This window comes from Sulfitobacter dubius, assembly GCF_900113435.1.
Taxonomy (GTDB): Bacteria; Pseudomonadota; Alphaproteobacteria; order Rhodobacterales; family Rhodobacteraceae; genus Sulfitobacter; species Sulfitobacter dubius.
On record NZ_FOPG01000003.1, the window covers coordinates 619,534 to 637,553 of the forward strand.

21 protein-coding genes are annotated in these 18,020 nt (G+C 60.7%); 10 read left to right on the forward strand and 11 right to left on the reverse strand.

What is annotated here, in order from left to right:
- Positions 1 to 134 precede the first annotated feature (134 nt).
- From BM229_RS15540 to BM229_RS15550, 3 genes are read right to left on the reverse strand one after another with little or no spacing between them, the layout of a single operon-like run.
- Positions 135 to 1,106: a threonine ammonia-lyase gene (locus tag BM229_RS15540; protein ID WP_093928534.1), complete on the reverse strand. Its 972-nt coding sequence runs from the start codon at positions 1,104 to 1,106 to the stop codon at positions 135 to 137.
- Positions 1,103 to 1,924, reverse strand: coding sequence for an alpha/beta fold hydrolase (locus BM229_RS15545; RefSeq protein WP_093928535.1), 822 nt, complete (start codon positions 1,922 to 1,924; stop codon positions 1,103 to 1,105). Before BM229_RS15545 ends, BM229_RS15540 begins: the two co-directional genes overlap by 4 nt.
- Complete coding sequence (locus tag BM229_RS15550; protein WP_093928536.1) at positions 1,924 to 2,610, reverse strand: haloacid dehalogenase type II; 687 nt, start codon at positions 2,608 to 2,610, stop codon at positions 1,924 to 1,926. The genes BM229_RS15545 and BM229_RS15550 overlap by 1 nt, the downstream gene beginning before the upstream one ends.
- A gap of 194 nt (positions 2,611 to 2,804) precedes the next feature.
- On the opposite strand from BM229_RS15550, the gene BM229_RS15555 reads away from it, so the two are divergent.
- Positions 2,805 to 3,233, forward strand: coding sequence for an FKBP-type peptidyl-prolyl cis-trans isomerase (locus BM229_RS15555; protein ID WP_093928537.1), 429 nt, complete (start codon positions 2,805 to 2,807; stop codon positions 3,231 to 3,233).
- Between the two features lie 108 nt (positions 3,234 to 3,341).
- A complete protein-coding gene (locus BM229_RS15560) occupies positions 3,342 to 4,457 on the forward strand; it encodes a THUMP domain-containing class I SAM-dependent RNA methyltransferase (RefSeq protein ID WP_093928538.1) in 1,116 nt (371 codons plus the stop codon).
- A 187-nt stretch (positions 4,458 to 4,644) separates the two neighbouring features.
- Here the strand turns inward: BM229_RS15560 and BM229_RS15565 are convergent, their stop codons facing one another.
- Together BM229_RS15565 and fabB are read right to left on the reverse strand one after the other, a co-directional pair.
- A complete protein-coding gene (locus BM229_RS15565) occupies positions 4,645 to 5,436 on the reverse strand; it encodes an enoyl-ACP reductase FabI (RefSeq protein WP_093928539.1) in 792 nt (263 codons plus the stop codon).
- 9 nt (positions 5,437 to 5,445) lie between these two features.
- On the reverse strand, positions 5,446 to 6,675 hold the full coding sequence (gene fabB, locus BM229_RS15570; protein WP_093928540.1) for a beta-ketoacyl-ACP synthase I: 1,230 nt from the start codon (positions 6,673 to 6,675) through the stop codon (positions 5,446 to 5,448).
- Positions 6,676 to 6,839: 164 nt separating this feature from the next.
- Here fabB and BM229_RS15575 point away from each other — a divergent pair, with 164 nt between their 5' ends.
- A complete protein-coding gene (locus BM229_RS15575) occupies positions 6,840 to 8,219 on the forward strand; it encodes an NAD-dependent succinate-semialdehyde dehydrogenase (RefSeq protein WP_093928541.1) in 1,380 nt (459 codons plus the stop codon).
- A gap of 68 nt (positions 8,220 to 8,287) precedes the next feature.
- Positions 8,288 to 8,890, forward strand: a complete 603-nt coding sequence (locus BM229_RS15580) for an SDR family oxidoreductase (protein WP_420855263.1) — start codon at positions 8,288 to 8,290, stop codon at positions 8,888 to 8,890.
- A 71-nt stretch (positions 8,891 to 8,961) separates the two neighbouring features.
- Here BM229_RS15580 and fabA read toward each other — a convergent pair whose 3' ends face one another.
- The gene (gene fabA, locus BM229_RS15585; protein WP_067261401.1) at positions 8,962 to 9,471 is read right to left on the reverse strand and encodes a bifunctional 3-hydroxydecanoyl-ACP dehydratase/trans-2-decenoyl-ACP isomerase; all 510 of its coding nucleotides are present in this window, start codon (positions 9,469 to 9,471) and stop codon (positions 8,962 to 8,964) included.
- A gap of 163 nt (positions 9,472 to 9,634) precedes the next feature.
- Here fabA and irrA point away from each other — a divergent pair, with 163 nt between their 5' ends.
- Positions 9,635 to 10,054, forward strand: coding sequence for an iron response transcriptional regulator IrrA (gene irrA, locus BM229_RS15590; protein ID WP_040701812.1), 420 nt, complete (start codon positions 9,635 to 9,637; stop codon positions 10,052 to 10,054).
- Positions 10,055 to 10,089: 35 nt separating this feature from the next.
- Here the strand turns inward: irrA and BM229_RS15595 are convergent, their stop codons facing one another.
- The 4 genes from BM229_RS15595 to BM229_RS15610 form a co-directional block, all read right to left on the reverse strand.
- Positions 10,090 to 10,707 (reverse strand): class I SAM-dependent methyltransferase, encoded by a 618-nt coding sequence (locus tag BM229_RS15595; protein WP_093928542.1) that lies wholly within the window; start codon positions 10,705 to 10,707, stop codon positions 10,090 to 10,092.
- A 1-nt stretch (position 10,708) separates the two neighbouring features.
- Positions 10,709 to 11,488: a CDP-diacylglycerol--serine O-phosphatidyltransferase gene (gene pssA, locus BM229_RS15600; RefSeq protein ID WP_093928543.1), complete on the reverse strand. Its 780-nt coding sequence runs from the start codon at positions 11,486 to 11,488 to the stop codon at positions 10,709 to 10,711.
- A 9-nt stretch (positions 11,489 to 11,497) separates the two neighbouring features.
- Positions 11,498 to 12,190, reverse strand: a complete 693-nt coding sequence (locus BM229_RS15605; RefSeq protein WP_093928544.1) for a phosphatidylserine decarboxylase — start codon at positions 12,188 to 12,190, stop codon at positions 11,498 to 11,500.
- A 125-nt stretch (positions 12,191 to 12,315) separates the two neighbouring features.
- Positions 12,316 to 13,185 carry a hypothetical protein gene (locus tag BM229_RS15610; RefSeq protein ID WP_093928634.1) on the reverse strand — a complete coding sequence of 290 codons (870 nt, stop codon included), beginning with the start codon at positions 13,183 to 13,185 and terminating at the stop codon, positions 12,316 to 12,318.
- Positions 13,186 to 13,308: 123 nt separating this feature from the next.
- Here BM229_RS15610 and miaB point away from each other — a divergent pair, with 123 nt between their 5' ends.
- Positions 13,309 to 14,613: a tRNA (N6-isopentenyl adenosine(37)-C2)-methylthiotransferase MiaB gene (gene miaB / locus BM229_RS15615; RefSeq protein WP_093928633.1), complete on the forward strand. Its 1,305-nt coding sequence runs from the start codon at positions 13,309 to 13,311 to the stop codon at positions 14,611 to 14,613.
- Between the two features lie 66 nt (positions 14,614 to 14,679).
- Here the strand turns inward: miaB and BM229_RS15620 are convergent, their stop codons facing one another.
- Positions 14,680 to 15,024, reverse strand: a complete 345-nt coding sequence (locus BM229_RS15620) for a hypothetical protein (protein ID WP_093928545.1) — start codon at positions 15,022 to 15,024, stop codon at positions 14,680 to 14,682.
- A 418-nt stretch (positions 15,025 to 15,442) separates the two neighbouring features.
- Between BM229_RS15620 and BM229_RS15625 the strand changes: the two genes are divergently transcribed.
- From BM229_RS15625 to ybeY, 4 genes are all read left to right on the forward strand, one after another.
- Positions 15,443 to 16,018: an OmpA family protein gene (locus BM229_RS15625; protein WP_093928546.1), complete on the forward strand. Its 576-nt coding sequence runs from the start codon at positions 15,443 to 15,445 to the stop codon at positions 16,016 to 16,018.
- A 13-nt stretch (positions 16,019 to 16,031) separates the two neighbouring features.
- Positions 16,032 to 16,355 (forward strand): hypothetical protein, encoded by a 324-nt coding sequence (locus tag BM229_RS15630; RefSeq protein WP_208604098.1) that lies wholly within the window; start codon positions 16,032 to 16,034, stop codon positions 16,353 to 16,355.
- Between the two features lie 147 nt (positions 16,356 to 16,502).
- Positions 16,503 to 17,492 carry a PhoH family protein gene (locus tag BM229_RS15635; RefSeq protein ID WP_093928547.1) on the forward strand — a complete coding sequence of 330 codons (990 nt, stop codon included), beginning with the start codon at positions 16,503 to 16,505 and terminating at the stop codon, positions 17,490 to 17,492.
- Positions 17,467 to 18,012, forward strand: a complete 546-nt coding sequence (gene ybeY / locus BM229_RS15640; protein WP_093928548.1) for an rRNA maturation RNase YbeY — start codon at positions 17,467 to 17,469, stop codon at positions 18,010 to 18,012. Before BM229_RS15635 ends, ybeY begins: the two co-directional genes overlap by 26 nt.
- Positions 18,013 to 18,020 lie beyond the last annotated feature (8 nt).

Sequence of the window (18,020 nt, forward strand, 5' to 3'; positions counted from 1 at the left end):
TCCTGTGAACGGCTTGAAGGGGCAGCATATCGCGCGATGGTCGGAGGGCAAAGAGCGAACAGCACTGCCGGGTCGTGGCAGGCCACGGGATGGGCGCGCCGACCCGGACCCTTAAGCCAAGGCTGCGCTTGTCTTTACCCTAACGTCTGCAACGCGCGCTCGAACATTTCTGCATCTACGTTCCCGCCAGAGATCGTGACGATCACGTCGTCCCCCTCAATCTCATCCCCACGGAACAACGCTGCTGCCAATGCCACCGCGCCGCCCGGCTCGGCCACCAGTTTCAGCCGATTGAACGCCTGCGCCATGGCTTGCAATGCCTCATCATCGCTCACCACCAGACCGGGACCGGCGAGCCGCTGCATGATTGGAAAGGTCAGATCACCCGGCTGGGGCGTCACGATGGCATCGCAGATCGATCCAAGCGGGCGGGCATTGCCCACGATTTTACCTTGCGCCAGCGACCGGGCCGCGTCGTCAAAGCCTTCCGGCTCCGCCGGGCGCGCGCGAAAGCTGGGGGCCTCAGCCTCTAGTGCCAGCGCGATGCCGGACGTTAGACCGCCGCCGCCGCAGCAGACGATTACATCAGCGTTCTCGATCCCGGCCTCGGCTGCCTGCTGCGCAATCTCCAGCCCCGTGGTGCCTTGGCCCGCGATCACCTGCGGATTGTCGTAAGGTTTGATCAGCGTCAGGCCGCGTTCTTCGGCCAGTTTCGCGCCAATTTCTTCGCGGCTTTCATTCGCGCGGTCATAGAGTACGACCTCGGCCCCATAGGCGCGGGTGTTGGCAATTTTCAGGCGCGGGCTGTCTTTGGGCATGATGATCACGGCGGGGGCACCGTGCATTTTGGAGGCCAGTGCCACGCCCTGGGCGTGGTTGCCGCTGGAATAGGCGATGACACCCTTGGCACGCGCGTCAGGATCCAGCGATGACAGGGCCGACCACGCGCCGCGAAACTTGAAACTGCCGGTATGTTGCAAGCACTCTGGCTTGACCCAAATGCGACGGCCCGCGATCTCGTCCAGAAAGGGCGAGTTCAACAGGGGCGTGCGCCGCACATGGCCCTCTGCCCGGGCGGCGGAGGCGCGGATCATGTCGATATTCATTGCAGTTGTCCTATCCATTCGTGCAGCGCGGCCAGCGCCTCGGGTTCGTCGAGAAATGGCACGTGGCCGCGATCCGGCACTTCGGCCACGATCATATCCGGCCGCCGCGCCTGCATTTGCATCAGCGTTTCGCGGCTCAGTAAGGTCGAATTCGCGCCTCGGATCGCAGCCAGTGGCAGGCCTTGAAGCGCGTCGAAAAACGGCCAGAGGTCGGGCGTCGGCTGGCCTGCGGTGGCAACTGCGTCGCGCAGATGCGGGTCATAGGTGATTTTCAGCCCGTGTTCGGTCGCCGTGTAATGGCGCTGCACCTCTTCCAGCCAACGGCTTTCCGGCACGCCGCGAAATTCGGAAAAGGCCCGGGCCATGGCGGCGGCGGCCTCTTCATAGGTCTTGGCGGCGGGGTTGCGCCCCAGATAACCCATGATGAACTCGACGCCCTTGGCGTCAAGCTCGGGCCCGACGTCATTCAGCGCCACGCCCAAAAGGTGGTCATGGGCGACCATCGCAAGCCCCATCGCGTTAAGCCCGCCGCGCGAGGTGCCGATGATGGCGACCTGCTCCAACTCCAGATGCGCCAGCAGTTCCAGCACGTCGCGGCATTCCACCGGCAGCGTGTAGTTCTGCCAATTCTTGTCGAAATCCGAACGCCCACGGCCCCGATAATCCATGCGGATCAGGCGGTGATCGGCCAAATGTGGAGCCAGATAGTCGAAATCCGCCCCGGTGCGGGTGAGGCCAGCAAGGCAGAGGATCGGCAGGCCGGAGCCTTCGTCCGTGTAGTGCAGTGACAGACCGTCGGAGGTGGTGAACCGCGCCATCAGAGGCCCGCCAATGCAGGGATGCCGCTGAGCTCACGCAACTGATGCGCAGGTTTCCATGGCAGGCGGTCCACCGGATCGCCGCCCCGGTTTACCCATGCGGTCGTGAAGCCATAGCCCGTCGCCGCCGCCGCGTCCCAGCCGTTGGAGGAGACGAACAGCACCTCGTCTTTGGCGCAGCTGTAGTGCTGCCCGACCAGATCATAGACCGATGCATGGGGTTTGAAGACCCCGACACTTTCGACCGAGAGCGACACATCCAAAAGATCACCGACTCCCGCAGATTGCACCGCCCCGTCCAGCATCGCGGGCGAGCCGTTGGATAAGATCGCGGTGTTCAGGCCGCCGTCTTTCAGCGCACGCAGCATGGCGGGAACTTCGGCAAAGGCCTGAAGCTCCCAATAAAGCGCCAACAGACGCTCGCGCAGGGCAGGGTCGTCTGCGACGCCCAATTTCTCCAGCGACCAGTCCAGCCCCTCTTGGGTGACCTGCCAGAAATCGTCATGCGCCCCGGTCACGGCGCGCAGCCATGAATACTGCAACTGCTTGAGGCGCCAGTGTTCTGCCAGCTGCGGCCAAGTGTCGGCGATGGCGGCAAAGGCTGGCTCTTTGGCCGCCTCACGCGCCGCAGCAGCCACGTCGAACAGGGTTCCATAGGCGTCGAAAACGCAGGTTGTGATGGGCATCTGACAGGCTCTCCCTTTCCGTGTCGCGGCAGAGTGGCACGCGGGCGCAGCGGCGAAAAGGGGCGAATTCCCCAATCGGCCGGGACTGGGGGTTTACTCTCAGGCGCACAATCTTCATGCTGTCGCGGAATTTGGAGCACCCGCGCAGATACGTGGCCTCCTTCCCTTTTTCCCCTGACAAATTGGAGACGACAATGGCTGAGGTCAAATCCGGCGACACAGTACAGATTCACTATACCGGCACGCTGCAGGACGGCACCACATTTGACAGTTCCGAGGGCCGTGACCCGTTGGAATTCGTTGTGGGTTCGGGTCAGATCATCCCCGGCCTCGACAGCGCGCTGCCCGGCATGACCGAAGGCGACAAGAAGGTCGTTCAGGTGCCCAGCGACGACGCCTACGGTCCGGTGAACCCTGAGATGCGCCAATCGGTGCCGCGCGAAGGCATTCCGGCGGACATCCCGCTTGATCCCGGCACGCAGTTGCAGATGCAGACGCCCGAAGGTCAGGCGCTGCCCGTGACCGTGGTGGAAGTGGACGAGACCACCGTGACCCTCGATGCCAACCACCCGCTGGCGGGCAAAGACCTGCAGTTTGATATCGAACTGGTCAAAATCGCCTGAGCGATCTGATATTGCCTGCCGGGGGGATGCCTCCCCGGCGGGCCTAGAAGACGCCATGCGCGTCTTTTTCCCCTCGCACCGCGCCGCGCAGGCGCTTATGCAGGGGCCATGGATACCCCAGATACATTCGAGATCTTCCTTGTCTGCCCGCCCGGGCTTGAGGATTTGCTCTGCGCCGAGGCGCAGGAAAAAGGTTTTGCCGAGGCGCAGGCGCAGCCCGGCGGCGTGACCGTTCAGGGCGGCTGGCCCGAGGTCTGGCGTGCGAACCTTGATCTGCGCGGCGCGGGTCGCGTGCTGGCGCGGATTGGCGGGTTTATGGCCTTCCATCTGGCGCAGTTGGACAAACGCTGCCGCAAGTTTCCCTTTGGTGACGTGCTGCGCGCCGATGTGCCGGTGAAGGTGCAGGTGACGTGCAAGGCGTCGAAGATTTACCATGCCGGGGCGGCGCAGCAGCGGGTCGAGACGGCGCTGCGTGAAAGCCATGGGATCACGGTGGATGCCGAGGCAGCATTGGTGCTCAAGGTGCGCATCCATGACAACGCGGTGCAATTCAGCCTCGATACCTCTGGCGAGGCGCTGCACAAGCGCGGGCATAAAGAGGCTGTGGGCAAGGCACCGATGCGCGAGAATATGGCGGCGCTGATGCTGCGGTCTTGCGGCTACAAGCCCGGCGAGCCGGTGGTTGATCCGATGTGTGGTTCGGGGACGTTTTTGATTGAAGCGGCGGAGATTGCGTCGGGGTTGAAGCCGGGGCGCAGCCGGAGCTTTGCTTTCGAGGATTTGGCGAGTTTTGATGCTGGAGCTTGGGAAGAGATGCGCAGCGGCGGGGCGGTGGCCGCGCCTGCAGCGCGGTTCTACGGCTCGGACCGGGACGCGGGCGCGATCCGGATGAGCACGGCCAATGCCGAGCGTGCGGGTGTTGGTGCGTGGTGTCATTTTGCCTGTCATGGGGCAGGGGAGGTGCAGCCGCCCGAAGGCCAGCCCGGTCTGGTGATCGTGAACCCGCCTTATGGCGGGCGCATCGGGAATAAGAAGCTGCTCTATCCACTCTATGGGACGCTGGGCGAGACGCTGAAGGCGCGGTTCCGCGGCTGGCGTGTGGCGCTGGTGACGTCAGAGCCGCCTTTGGCGCGGGCGACCGGGTTGCCGTGGAAGCCGCAGGGGCCGGCGATTGCGCATGGTGGGATGAAAATCTGGCTCTGGCAGACGGATGTGCTGCGGTAAAGGATACCACCCCAGCCCGGAATCAAGCCGCAGGCACCGGGCCATCGCCTGCCCGTCCCGGCGGGCTGGCGATTTGGTGAGGCTGGGCGGGAGCCTTCGAAGTCGTCCAAAGGCTGCACCATAAAGTGGCACAAAGCCACGTTGCCATCGCCACCCCACGGGCAGGCGATGGCCCTTAGTTCTAGACTTACAGGTGATCCGCCTGCGGCATTCCCAACACGTGGAAACCACCATCGACGCGGATAATCTCACCCGTCGTGCAAGCCCCCGCATCAGACGCCAGATAAACCGCCGTGCCACCAACCGCCTCCAGTGTCGCATTCGACCGCAGTGGCGCGTTCTGATCCGTGTGCTTATACGTCTTGCGCGCGCCACCAATCGCAGCCCCCGCCAGCGTCTTCATCGGCCCCGGCGAAATCGCGTTCACGCGGATGCCTTCCGGCCCCAAATCATTCGCCAGATAACGTGTCGCACTCTCTAGCGCCGCCTTGGCCACACCCATCACATTGTAGTTCGGCGTCACGCGGTTTGACCCCATGTAGGTCAGCGTCATCAATGTGCCGCCGTTCTCAACCATCAGCGGATGCGCGCGGCGCGCCACGTCGATGAAGGAATAGGCCGAGATGTCCATCGAGTTCTTGAAGTTCGCCCGGCTGGTGTTCAGGAACCGCCCCGTCAACTCGGATTTGTCCGAGAAAGCAATGGCATGCACGACGAAGTCAATCGTCGGCCAGCGCGCGCCCAATTCCTCGAAGGCGCGGTCGAGCGAGGCGTCATCGGTCACATCGACATCGACCATGAAGTCCGACCCGACGCTCTGGGCCAGCGGCTCAAGACGCTTGCCAAAGGCCTCGCCCTGATAGGTGAAGGCCAGTTCGGCCCCGGCCTCTGCCATCGCCTTGGCGATGCCCCAAGCGATGGAGCGTTCATTGGCCACGCCCATGATAAGACCGCGTTTTCCTGCAAGCATTCCTGACATACCGCGCCCTCAGCCTTTGTATTTCGACAGGATCATCGACCCATTGGTGCCACCAAACCCGAAGGAGTTGGTCATCACGGAATCGAGGCCCGCGTTATCGACGCGCTCAAGCGCGATTTCCGACGGATCAAGCGCGGGGTCGAGGTTTTGCACGTTGATCGAACGGGCGATGAAATCGTTGTCGAGCATCAGCAGGCTGAAGATCGCCTCCAACGCTCCGGCGGCGCCTTGGGCGTGGCCGGTCATCGACTTGGTGGAGCTTACCGGTGGCGTGCTGCCCTTGCCGAAGACGCGGCGGACCGCTTCGATCTCGCCTACGTCGCCGACGGGGGTCGAGGTGCCGTGCGCGTTGATATAGCCGACCTTGCGGCCTTCGGGCAGGGTGTCGAGCGCCAGACGCATTGCACGCTCGCCGCCTTCGCCGGAGGGTGCCACCATGTCATGCCCATCGCTGGTGGCGGCATAGCCGGTCACCTCGGCATAGATTTTCGCGCCGCGCGCCAGCGCGTGGTCGAGGTCTTCGAGCACGAGCATACCGCCGCCGCCGGAGATCACGAAACCGTCGCGGTCGGCGTCGAAGGCGCGGCTCGCCGTTTCGGGTGCGTCGTTGTACTTGGACGACATCGCGCCCATCGCGTCGAAGAGGCAGCTGAGCGTCCAGTCCAACTCTTCGCCGCCGCCCGCAAACATCACGTCTTGCTTGCCCAGCATGATCTGCTCGGCCGCGTTGCCGATGCAATGCAGCGAGGTGGAGCAGGCGGAGGTGATGGAATAGTTAATGCCCTTTATCTTGAACGCGGTCGAAAGGTTCGCGCTGACGGTCGAAGACATGCATTTCGGCACGGCAAAGGGCCCGATGCGCTTGGTCGTCCCGGTGTCTTTGACGATGTTATGCGCGGTGAACATGGCGCTGGTCGACGGCCCGCCAGAGCCTGCCACCAGACCTGTGCGCGGGTTGCTGATCTGGCTCTCATCCAGACCCGCATCCGCAATCGCTTGGGACATGGCGACATAGGCATAACCCGCGCCCGGACCCATGAAACGCAGGGTGCGCTTGTCGATGTGGTCGGACAGATTGATCTTGAGCGTCCCGGCCACGCGGCTGCGGAACCCGTGTTCGGCCATCTCCGGGCTTGCTTCGATCCCGGAGGTGCCGTCTTTCAGCGCGGCTAGCACTTCTTCGGCGTTATTTCCGATGGATGAGACAATTCCCAACCCTGTGACGACGACGCGGCGCATGGGCAGCACTCCTTTGTTTTATCAGCCCCGGTGTATGACAGCACGGCGGCACGGCGCAAGCGGTTTGCCGAAAGACAGCGGGCGGAAGTTGCCGGTCAAGGTTCTGTGATGGAACGCCCGGCGGGCAGGCGGTGTTAGCCCAGCGAGACATAAAGGAGAACAGAATGCCCGAGATCAAGACGGTAAACCCCGCCACCGAAGAGGTACTGAACACCTACACCGGGATGTCCGAAGCCGAGGCGACCGAAGCGGTCGAGGCCACGCATGAAGCTTTCAGAGAATGGCGCAAACTCTCCCATGCTGAGCGCGCCCCATACCTGAAAAAGATCGCGGAAAAGCTGCGCGAGAATAAAGAGAACTTGTCAGAGTTAATGACCCGTGAGGTCGGCAAGCTGTACAAGGACGGTCTGACAGAGGTCGAGCTTTGCGCGCAGATCTTTGAATACACCGCCGAAAACGGCCCAGAAATGCTGGAAGACGAAGAGCGCAAACACGCAGGCGGCAAGAAGCGTGGCGTGGTGACCTATCAGCCCATCGGCGTGATTTATCAAATTCAGCCTTGGAACTTCCCATTGTACCAGCCCGTGCGCGTGTTGGCCGCTAATTTAATGACGGGCAATGGCTGCGTGCTGAAACACGCGGAAATCTGCACTGGCAGCGGTCTGCGTCTGAAAGAAATCTGCGAAGAAGCCGGGCTGCCTAAGGATTTGTTCAATGTGATCATCATTGACCACGACACATCCGACAAGCTGATTGCCCACAAACTTGTGCGCGGTGTGACCATGACCGGTTCTGATAAGGCGGGTAGCCATATCGGTGCGGAGGCGGCGAAAAACCTCAAAAAATCCGTGCTCGAATTGGGTTCGAACGACGCCTATCTGGTGCTGGAAGATGCGGACATCGAAACGGCTGTCAAATTCTCGACCATGGGGCGGCTTTATAACAACGGTCAAACCTGTGTTTCGGCCAAGCGCTTTATCGTGACCGAGAAGAATTACGACGCCTTTGTTAGCGCCTATGTCGACGCGATGAAGGAAATCCCGATGGGCGATCCGATGGACGAAGATACCAAGCTTGGACCGCTTTCCAGTCAAGGCCAGTTTGAAACGGTGCGCGATCAGGTAAAAGAGAGCGTCGAGAAGGGGGCCAAGATCCTATGCGGCGGGGAAGTGCCGGACCGAACAGGCACCTACTATCCTGCGACCGTTTTGTCGGAAGTGACGCCCGGGATGCCAGCCTATGACGATGAAATCTTTGGCCCTGTGGCGGCGGTGATCCGCGCCAAGGATGACGAAGACGCCATGCGCCTCGCCAATGACAGCCGATATGGCTTGGGCGGTGGCATCTTCTGCACCGACGAAGAGCACGCGCTCAAGCTGGCGCGAGATGAGTTCGATACCGGTATGGTGCGGATCAACAACTTTGGTGCAGCCGATCCGAATATGCCGTTCGGCGGGGTGAAAAACTCTGGTTACGGGCGTGAGCACGGCGGCTTTGGCATGAAGGAATTCGTCAACGCCAAATCGATCTTCCTGTCGTCCTGAACGGCAATTGGCGGGCGGTATCATATGCCGTTCGCCCTGATATCTGCAAAATTTTTAAGGGGTTCTATATGACTATGAAGATACTTGTTGCCGGTGCGACCGGCAAAACGGGGCGTCTGCTTGTGAGCGAATTGAAAGAGCGAGGGGCCGAGCCCATTGCATTGGTGCGTGATGGCTCCGACACCTCCGTTCTGCCAGAAGGCACTGAACAGCGGCAGGGGGATTTGACCAACCTGCAAACGGGCGTATGCGACGGTGTCGATGCAGTGATCTTTGCCGCAGGGTCGGGCGGCAGCACAGGGCCCGAAATGACCGAGAAAGTTGACAGAGAGGGCGCCCAGCGTCTGGTGAATTTCGCCCGCGAGGCCAAGGTTGACCGCTTTGTCATGCTAAGCTCGGTCGGGGCAGACAATCCGCCCGAGGACCACGAGATGACCCATTACCTAAAGGCAAAACAAGCCGCTGACGAGCATTTGCAGGCCTCTGGGTTGACCTATTCGATCCTGCGGCCCGTGGCACTGACGGATGATCCTAAGACTGACGCCGTGAAACTGGGCAATGACGTGGATCAAGGCGCGCAGGCACGCCGTGCGGATGTGGCGGCTGTCTTGGCCGAAGCAGCGGTCACGGGCCGTCATGACGGCAAGGTGCAAGAGATGCAAACCATCTAAATCGAATGACACTACTCACGCAAAAAAAAGGGGGCCGGATGGCCCCCTTTTTAAGGCGTTGGACGCGATGTTCAGCTTTCGCTCAGCGCCACTTTCATGTCTTTCACCTGATAGATCACCTCGCCATCGGCTTCGACGATGCCATCGGCCACACCCATGGTCAGGCGGCGGGTTTGGATCGCCTTGGTGAAATCAATCTTGTAGGTCAGCATCTTGCGGTCCGGGCGTACCATGCCGGTGAGTTTCACCTCGCCCACGCCAAGCGCGTAGCCGCGCCCCTGCCAGCCGCGCCAGCCGAGGTTAAAGCCGGTCAGTTGCCACAGACCGTCAAGGCCCAGACAGCCGGGCATGATCGGGTTGCCGGGGAAGTGGCACTCGAAGAACCACAGGTCCGGAGTGATGTCGAATTCGGCGGTAATATGGCCCTTGCCATGGGCACCACCGTCGGCCGAGACATCGGTGATCCGGTCCATCATGAGCATCGGCGGGGCGGGAAGCTGCGCGTTACCGGGGCCGAAAAGCTCGCCGCGGGCGCATTTCAGCAGATCTTCCTTGTCGAAACTCGTGGGGTAGTCGGCCATCCTGCGGCTCTCCTGCTGCTCTGTTATAACACCGGCCCCGTTTAGCACCGCGTCACCGCGTGCTGCAAGGGCCGCGCAAGGGCGGCTGCGACGATTGGCGCGAGGTTTTCAATTGAAAACCGGGGATTTCATCCTTTATATGGCTCTGAAAGGCAGGAAACTGATGTCCGAACAGGAACAAGAGGTCGGGACGCGCTGGCTGGCGCAGGCCGGACTACGCCCCACACGCCAACGTGTCACGCTGGCAAGCCTGCTGGTGGGCGATGGTCAAGACCGTCATGTCACCGCTGAGAGCCTGTTTGAGGCGGCCAAGGGGCAGGGCGAAGCCGTGTCGCTGGCGACGGTCTACAACACGCTGCGCGCCTTTTGTGATGCGGGGCTGTTGCAGGAAGTGACCGTTGATGGCTCCAAAAGCTATTTCGACACCAACACCCACGACCACCCGCATTTTTTCTGGGAAGACGACAGCAAGCTGACAGACGCGCCATCCGAGCAATTGGTGATCGCCCAACTTCCCGATGCGCCAGAGGGCGCCGAGATTGCTTCGGTCGATGTGGTGATCCGCCTGCGCCGGAAGTCTTAAGCGGCGGGGCATCGCACCCCACCGCAGGGCGCGGCTTAACCGCGTTTGCGCAGCACCAGAAATGTCATCATGCCCATCGGAGGCAAGGCGCGTTCGTCTTCAAGCTGAAGCGCATCTTGCTGTAACACGGTTTCCATCTCAAAATCCGAGTGCCACCCGAGTGTGTTGGCAAAAGGGGCGGAGACCTTCTCTAGGAAACCGAGCACACCTGTGGTGCGCATGAAGTGGTTAGCGATCACCACCTGACCGCCGGGCTTTAACACGCGGGCAATCTCTTCCATGACACGTTCCGGCTCGGGCACGACCGAAAGGACATGCATGGCGGCGATGGTATCAAAGCTGGCGTCGGGGAAATCGAGGTTGCGGGCATCCATTTGGCGCAGGTCGGCTACGTGCTTTAGTCCTTCGTGGGTGACCCGCTGACGGGCTTTCGCGAGCATCTCGTCACTGAAATCAATGCCGGTGACCGACAGATGGGGCGCGTAATGGGGCAGGGACAGGCCAGTGCCGACGCCCACTTCAAGGACCGATCCGCTGCCCTTGTTGATATGGGCAACGACATGACGGCGACCGCCGCTGGTCAGCGCGCCAAAGGTCTTGTCGTAAATTGGCGCCCAGCGGGCATAGGATGTCTCAACCGCCTTGATATCCATCTTAAATCCTTTTGGTTTTATTCGTTTTCCTTGCCCGCAGCAGGCCCCAGACCACCATGCCGATATAGGCCACACAAAGGGCAACCAGCGTGGTCCAAGCATAGGTCGCCAGCGCTGCGGCAAAAATCGCCACACCCACCAGCAGGTACTTCACATGGCGGCGCGAGACTTTGGTGGTCTTGAACGACCACGTGGGAATGCGGCTGATCATCAGAAAGCCGATAAGCACCATATGCAGACAAATTAACCAATCCGGCACGATGGGCCGGTTATGAAAGGCAAAAGAGGCGGTCATCGGCAGGAGCACCAACAGCGCGCCCGCCGGGGAGGGGATGCCGGTGAAGAACGAGCCGCTCTCGCCCACCGCGTCGCCATTCTTGGCCTTCTCGGCCTCGGCCTTGTCGTTCACGTTGAAGCGCGCAAGCCGCACCACGCAGCAGACCGCATAGATCAGCACGGAAATCCATGCCGCACTGCGCATGTCTTGCAGCGCCCAGAAATAGAGGATCAGCGGCGGGGCCACGCCGAAGTTCAGGAAATCGGCCAGTGAGTCCAACTCAGCGCCCATCGGGCTGGAAGAGCGCAACAACCGCGCCAGCCGCCCGTCCAAACCATCCAGCACGCAGGCCAGAAGGATCAGTTGCACGGCCAGCACATAGTTGCCCTGCACCCCGAACCGGATCGCTGATAGCCCTGCGCAAATCGCGGTGATCGTCAGCGCGTTGGGCAGGAGCTGGATCAGCGCAAGGTCTGCGCCGGACTTTTCAGAAGAGGGGCGCATGCAGCAATCCTAGACGGGGGTGGTCTGGGCCACCGGCGGTTTCAACTCGGCCAGCACGGTTTCCCCGGCGACCATGGTTTGCCCGATGCTGACCATTGGGTCGACGCCCTCGGGCAGGTAAACATCTAGCCGGGAGCCAAAGCGGATCAAGCCAAAGCGTTCGCCGGTTTCCAGCGCGTCACCGGATTTTACGAAACAGACGATGCGACGTGCGACGAGGCCGGCGATCTGCACCACGGCCAGATCGCGTCCATCGTCCATACGGATGCACAGGCTGTTACGCTCATTGTCGGCGCTGGCCTTGTCGAGCGAGGCGTTAAAGAATTTGCCCGGACGGTAAGCGACGGCCTGCACCTTGCCCGCGACGGGGGCGCGGTTGATGTGACAGTTAAACACGCTCATGAAGACGCTGACGCGGATCAGCGGCACATCGGGCATGCCCAGTTCGGCAGGCGGCACGGCAGGCTCGATGAGCGAGACGATGCCATCGGCGGGGCTGACGATGAGGTCGGGCCGGTCGGGGGTCACACGCTCAGGATCGCGGAAGAAATAGTAGCACCAAACGGTCAACCCGACGCCGATCCAGCCCAGCACTTCTTCGATGGCGAAGAGCACCAGCGTGATGGCGGCAAAGATCGCCACGAATTTGACGCCCTCGCGGTGCATTGGTTTGATGAATGTGTCGAGCATGTTGACGGACATCGGACCCTCCCGTTCTGGCTGTCTTCCGTCATAGGTGCATAAAGCGCGAGTGCAAGGAGGTTTTAGGAAAGCGGCGGGTTTGGGCAGGAGGGAACACGGTCAACGCCGAGGCTACCGGGTCTTCTTCAAAACCACTGACCCGGCTCCATTAGGCCCAGATCCATCAACTGCCTAGAATGCCACTCAAACGGCTCTGAGTTATGCCATTGAAACGTCGGTATATCGTAGCGGCTGCCGGGATTGCTTTTCAGCGCCTTTGCCGTGCGGAACGAGCAGACGGCTATGGTGATATTGTGGTGCCACTTACAGGCGTAGGTATTGTATTCTTCATCATTAAAGGTGTGATCGCTGCGCAGCTTCAAACCCGGCTTGGCACGAAACAGCGGGATGCGATCAATTTTGCGGCTCAGCTTCGGCACGTGTTCTTCAAACCGCCAACGCAGGCCACCGAAGAAGTCCAACTGCCGCTCCTTGGGGTGTCCATCGCGCGCTACGTCTTTACGCGCCAGCGCGTAATAGCCTGACCGGTCCAGATGCGCCTGTTCCAGTGAGACAGCGTTGGGGTGGCGTTTGAGGTCAAGCGCGTAGAGGTCAACCACATAGCCAAGCAGCGCATCGCGCCGCTCTTCGCTGTGAAACGCCAGCAGTTCCTTGACGTTGCGCGTCTCGCTGAAAGGGTGGAACAGATATTCGGCGTTGTAGCAGTAATAAAGCCATTGCCCTGGCACCGCCGGGATCATCCGGTTTACCGCCTGCGCTAACGCGCCTTCGGCGGTGGTGTCGTAGTCCACACGCAGCACGCTTTCCTGCAAGTCGCGGGGCAGATCAAAGGCGGCGGGCATCAGCGCCAACACAGTGTCAAAGCCCGCTTGCTGGTGGTGGCGCAGGGTGGTGTCGATCTCCACCTCATCCTCGACCACGATCATGGCGATGGGGCCCGCCTTGAGCGCCGCCTGCGCCTCTTTGATAAGATGATCGAGATCGCGATACCGCATAGGCCCCCGCTGGTATTTCCGTGGCGCAAAGTCGGTCAATTCCGGATGCATTGCAAGACGCGGCTGCCGCTGCTAGACGACGCCATCTGCCTATATACTGCCAAAGCCAGTTGGATCTCCGCCATGACACAACCGAAAAAGCTGTTCATCAAGACCTATGGTTGCCAGATGAACGTCTATGACAGCGAACGCATGGCCGAAAGCCTGGGCGGTCAGGGCTATGTCACGACCGACCGCGCGGATGACGCGGATATGATCCTGCTCAACACCTGCCACATCCGCGAAAAGGCAGCAGAGAAGGTTTATTCCGAGTTGGGCCGCCTGAAGCCGTTGAAAGACGCGCGGCCCGATCTGAAGATCGGTGTGGCGGGCTGTGTGGCGCAGGCCGAGGGCGAAGAGATCATGCGCCGTCAGCCCGCCGTCGATCTGGTGGTTGGCCCGCAAAGCTATCACCGTCTGCCAGAGATGGAGGCAAAAGTGCGCAGCGGTCAAAGCGCGCTGGACACCGATTTCCCGGCAGAAGACAAATTCGACCACCTCAAGGGCCGCCCCAAGGCGAAACGCGCGCCCGCGGCCTTCCTCACCGTGCAAGAGGGCTGCGACAAGTTCTGTGCCTTCTGCGTGGTACCCTATACCCGCGGTGCCGAAGTTTCGCGCCCCGCCGAAAAAGTGCTGGAGGAGGCCCGCGATCTGCTAGAGCGCGGAGTGCGCGAAGTCACTTTGCTGGGGCAGAATGTGAATGCCTACCACGGGGGCATGACGCTGGCCGAACTGATCCGCGCACTCGCCAAGGTCGATGGGCTGGAGCGTATCCGCTACACCACCAGCCACCCTAACGACATGGGCGACGATCTGATTGCGGCGCATGGTGAGGTGCCCGAACTGATGCCTTACCTGCACTTGCCGGTGCAGTCCGGCAGCGACCACATCCTGAAGAGGATGAACCGCAGCCATACCGCCGAAAGCTACCTCAAGCTGCTGGAACGTATCCGCGAGGCGCGGCCTGATATCCTTCTGTCGGGCGATTTCATCGTCGGCTTCCCCGAAGAAAGCGATGCCGATTTCGAGGCCACGATGGAGCTGGTCCGGCAGGTGCGCTACGGCTATGCCTATTCGTTTAAATACTCCACCCGCCCCGGCACCCCAGCGGCCGAACGCCCGCTGGTCGATCCAGTCGTGGCTGACGACCGCCTGCAACGTTTGCAGGGGCTCATCACTCAGCACCAGCGCGAAATCCAGCAGTCGATGGTTGGGCGCGAGGTGTCGGTTCTGGTTGAGAAGAAAGGCCGCTTGCCCGGTCAGATGCTCGGTAAGTCAGAGTATCTGCATGCGGTGCATATTGAGAACTGCACGGCGGCGATTGGTGATATCCAGCGCGTGCGGGTGACTGAGGCCAAAACGAACTCTTTGGCCGCTGTTCAGATCTAAATCCTTTTCTATCTTGGTGGCCAGCAGGGCCGCAGTGGGTGCGCGTCGCCGCGCACCCCAAGCGTATCAGTAGTTGTGTTTCCGGTGAGAAGAGGCATCCGCAAAGATCCGCTCCATCGCCGCTTTCATGCCCGCAGGGTTGCCAACCAGCTTGTCATCACGACAAATGCGCTCGGCCACGGCATGGGCAGTCGAGAAGTCGTATCCAACGGCGACGAGGCTATCCACAAAAACGGAATTGGGGCGGTCCCAGATCACGTCATTCCATGGCCCACGGTAGCAGCTGACGTGGATCACATTGCCTGTTGGATGCGCCTTGCCTTGATTGTGGTAGGCGTATTTCACACCTCCGGCAAAGGCGGGCAGGGCAAGCAGGCCGGTGACGGCGGTGGCGAGTATTGTTTTCATCATGAGTTGGTCCCCCAGTTATCGTTGCAGCGTCAGTCAAGATCGGCAAAGCCGCGCGAAAGTCCCACCCTCGCGATCTGATGCATAGAGGCTTAGACCCAATCGTGCGTATTTCAAGAAGATTCGATGGCACTGTCAGAGAGGTGCGAACAATCTCAAAGGCTTGCGGATGATTGTCGCCGACCCATGGGTTAATAGGGCATTTTTGTCGGCGGGCTGGTGGCCTGTAGGCCGGGTGGGGATGGTCATTCCTGCCCCAGTGGCGCGACAGATTCGTTGTAACCCGAAGTGCCCGAGCCACAAAATGTTGATTTCGCAGCTTCACAGCAGGCCCGTTTTTACTTAACCTAGCCGTATATTACGTGGACGCGGGTCCGGGGAGGGGCCGCATTTGCCAGAATTTAGAATAAGGACAAACGCTGTGGGACCCACTATTTCCAATGCGCTGCGCACCATGGCCAGCCTGACGATGGCAGCCGTGCTTACCGTGGCCAGCACGTCGGCAGACGCGCAGACACCCTCGCAACAGGGCCGCGACAAGGGCGTCTACACGCCGACCATTTGGGTTGATCCCGACGGCTGTGAGCATTGGGTCATGGATGACGGGGCCGAGGGCTATATGACCCCGCACACCACGCGTCAGGGCATTCCGGTCTGCCGCCGGGGCAATGTCTGCGGCGTGATGGAGGCGGATCAGTTCTTTGCCACCGACAAATACAATATCTCCGCTCAGGGCCGTGCGCGTTTGGCGAACTTCTTCCAATCGACCGGGGCAGTATCTTACATCATCACTGGCCACACCGACAGCCGCGCCTCGGACGCCTATAACATGCGTCTTTCTTACAACCGCGCCAATGCCGTGGCGCATGTCGCCAATCAGGTTGGTGCGCGTATCGCTGATGTGCGTGGCTATGGTGAACGGATGCCCGCCGTGCCGAACAATTCCGCTGCGAACATGGCCAAAAACCGCCGTGTCGAAATTATCTGCATTCGCTGAAGGGACCAAAAAAGTGATTAAGACGAAACTTCTCATGGTCACCGCCTGTGCTGTCGGCCTGTCAGCCTGTACCGACTTCGAAGGTGGTCTGGGCCGGGGCTACCCTTCGGACAAGACATTTGACCGGGGCATCGATAAAAAGCACCTAAGCAACCTTCAGGCCGGTATCTGGGTCGATCCCAACGGCTGCGACCACTGGATCATCGACGATGGGGTTGAGGGCTATCTGTCGGCACGGCTTGATAAATTCGGCAAGCCGGTCTGTTCGGGCGTGGCCCCTCCAACCCATACGGTCGGAGATTTCAAGGGCGGCTCCAACATCAAAGACCCGAACTGACCTTGGCGGACCATATCAGACACCTCGGGCCGGAGCGCATTGCGCTTCGGCCCTTTTTGTCGCTACGGGTTGGTAAATCCTGCCCGCCTGACTATCTCACCATTTAGTGCTTCACAAAGGATACGCGCATTGCCTTCAACTGATCTGATGACACCGGAAACCGCGGCCGAACGGGTGGTGGAATTTCCCGATAACCGCCTTTTGATCGACCTCTGCGGCGCCTATGACGCGCATCTGGCTGCCATCGAAAAGTCGCTCGAGGTGCAGATCATCCGGCGCGGCAATCACCTGCAGATTTTGGGTGAGGGCGAGGCCGTGGAGAAAGCCGAAAGCCTGCTGAACGCGCTTTATGTGCGGCTGGAAAGCGGGCGCTCGGTTGAGCCTGCGGATGTGGACGGCATGTTGCGCATGGGCAATTCCAGCGCGGGCACTGGCGTGCGCCAGGGCGACCAGTTGGAAATGCCGATCTCGGACGCGATTGAAATCCAGACCCGCAAGAAACGGGTGGAGCCGCGCACTGACGCGCAGAAGGCTTATGTGCAATCGCTGTTTGACAATGAACTGGCCTTTGGCATCGGCCCTGCCGGCACCGGCAAGACCTATCTGGCGGTGGCGGTGGGCGTGTCGATGTTCATCGGCGGGCATGTGGACCGGATTATTCTCAGCCGTCCTGCTGTCGAAGCGGGAGAAAAGCTGGGTTATCTGCCCGGTGACATGAAGGACAAAGTCGATCCTTACATGCAGCCGCTCTATGACGCGCTGAATGATTTCCTGCCGGGCAAGCAATTGGCGAAACTGCTAGAAGAAAAGCGCATCGAGATCGCGCCGCTGGCCTTTATGCGCGGGCGGACGCTTTCCAACGCCTTCGTCGTGCTGGATGAGGCGCAAAACGCCACGTCGATGCAGATGAAGATGTTCCTGACGCGGCTAGGGCAGAACTCCCGCATGGTGATCACCGGCGACCGGACCCAGATCGACCTGCCGCGTGGCGTGCAATCGGGGCTTCAGGATGCCGAGCGCTTGCTGAAAACGATCCCCAGCATCAGCTTCAACTATTTCACCTCTAAAGACGTGGTGCGCCACCCGCTCGTGGCGGCGATTATTGAGGCTTATGAGGCGGATAGCGGTGCCGCTTGATGTGATGCTAGAAGATTTCGACCTCGTGATTGAGGACGACCGCTGGAACGCGGTCGACCTTGAACCGCTCGCTCATGCGGCGGCACGCGCCACTCTGGGGCATCTCGGCCTCAACGCCGAGGCGGCAGAGATGACCCTGCTGGCCTGCGATGACGCCCGCATTGCTGTACTGAACGAAGACTTTCGCGGCAAAGCGCGCGCCACTAATGTGCTGAGCTGGCCCGCAGAAGAACGGGGTGCCGCCGCACCGGGCGGCGATCCGCTGCCCGTCTCCCCCGGCATTGACGGAATGCTCGAACTGGGCGACATCGCTTTGGCCTATGAGACCTGTGCCGCCGAAGCTAAAGCGGCAGACAAGCCTCTGGCCGCGCATGTGACCCATCTCATCGTACACGGGCTGTTGCATCTTCTGGGCTATGACCATGAAAATGACCCCGACGCGACGTTGATGGAAGGGTTAGAGCGCGAAATACTTGGCAAAATGGGTTATGATGACCCATATAGGGAAAATGGGCCTTAAGGGGCTTT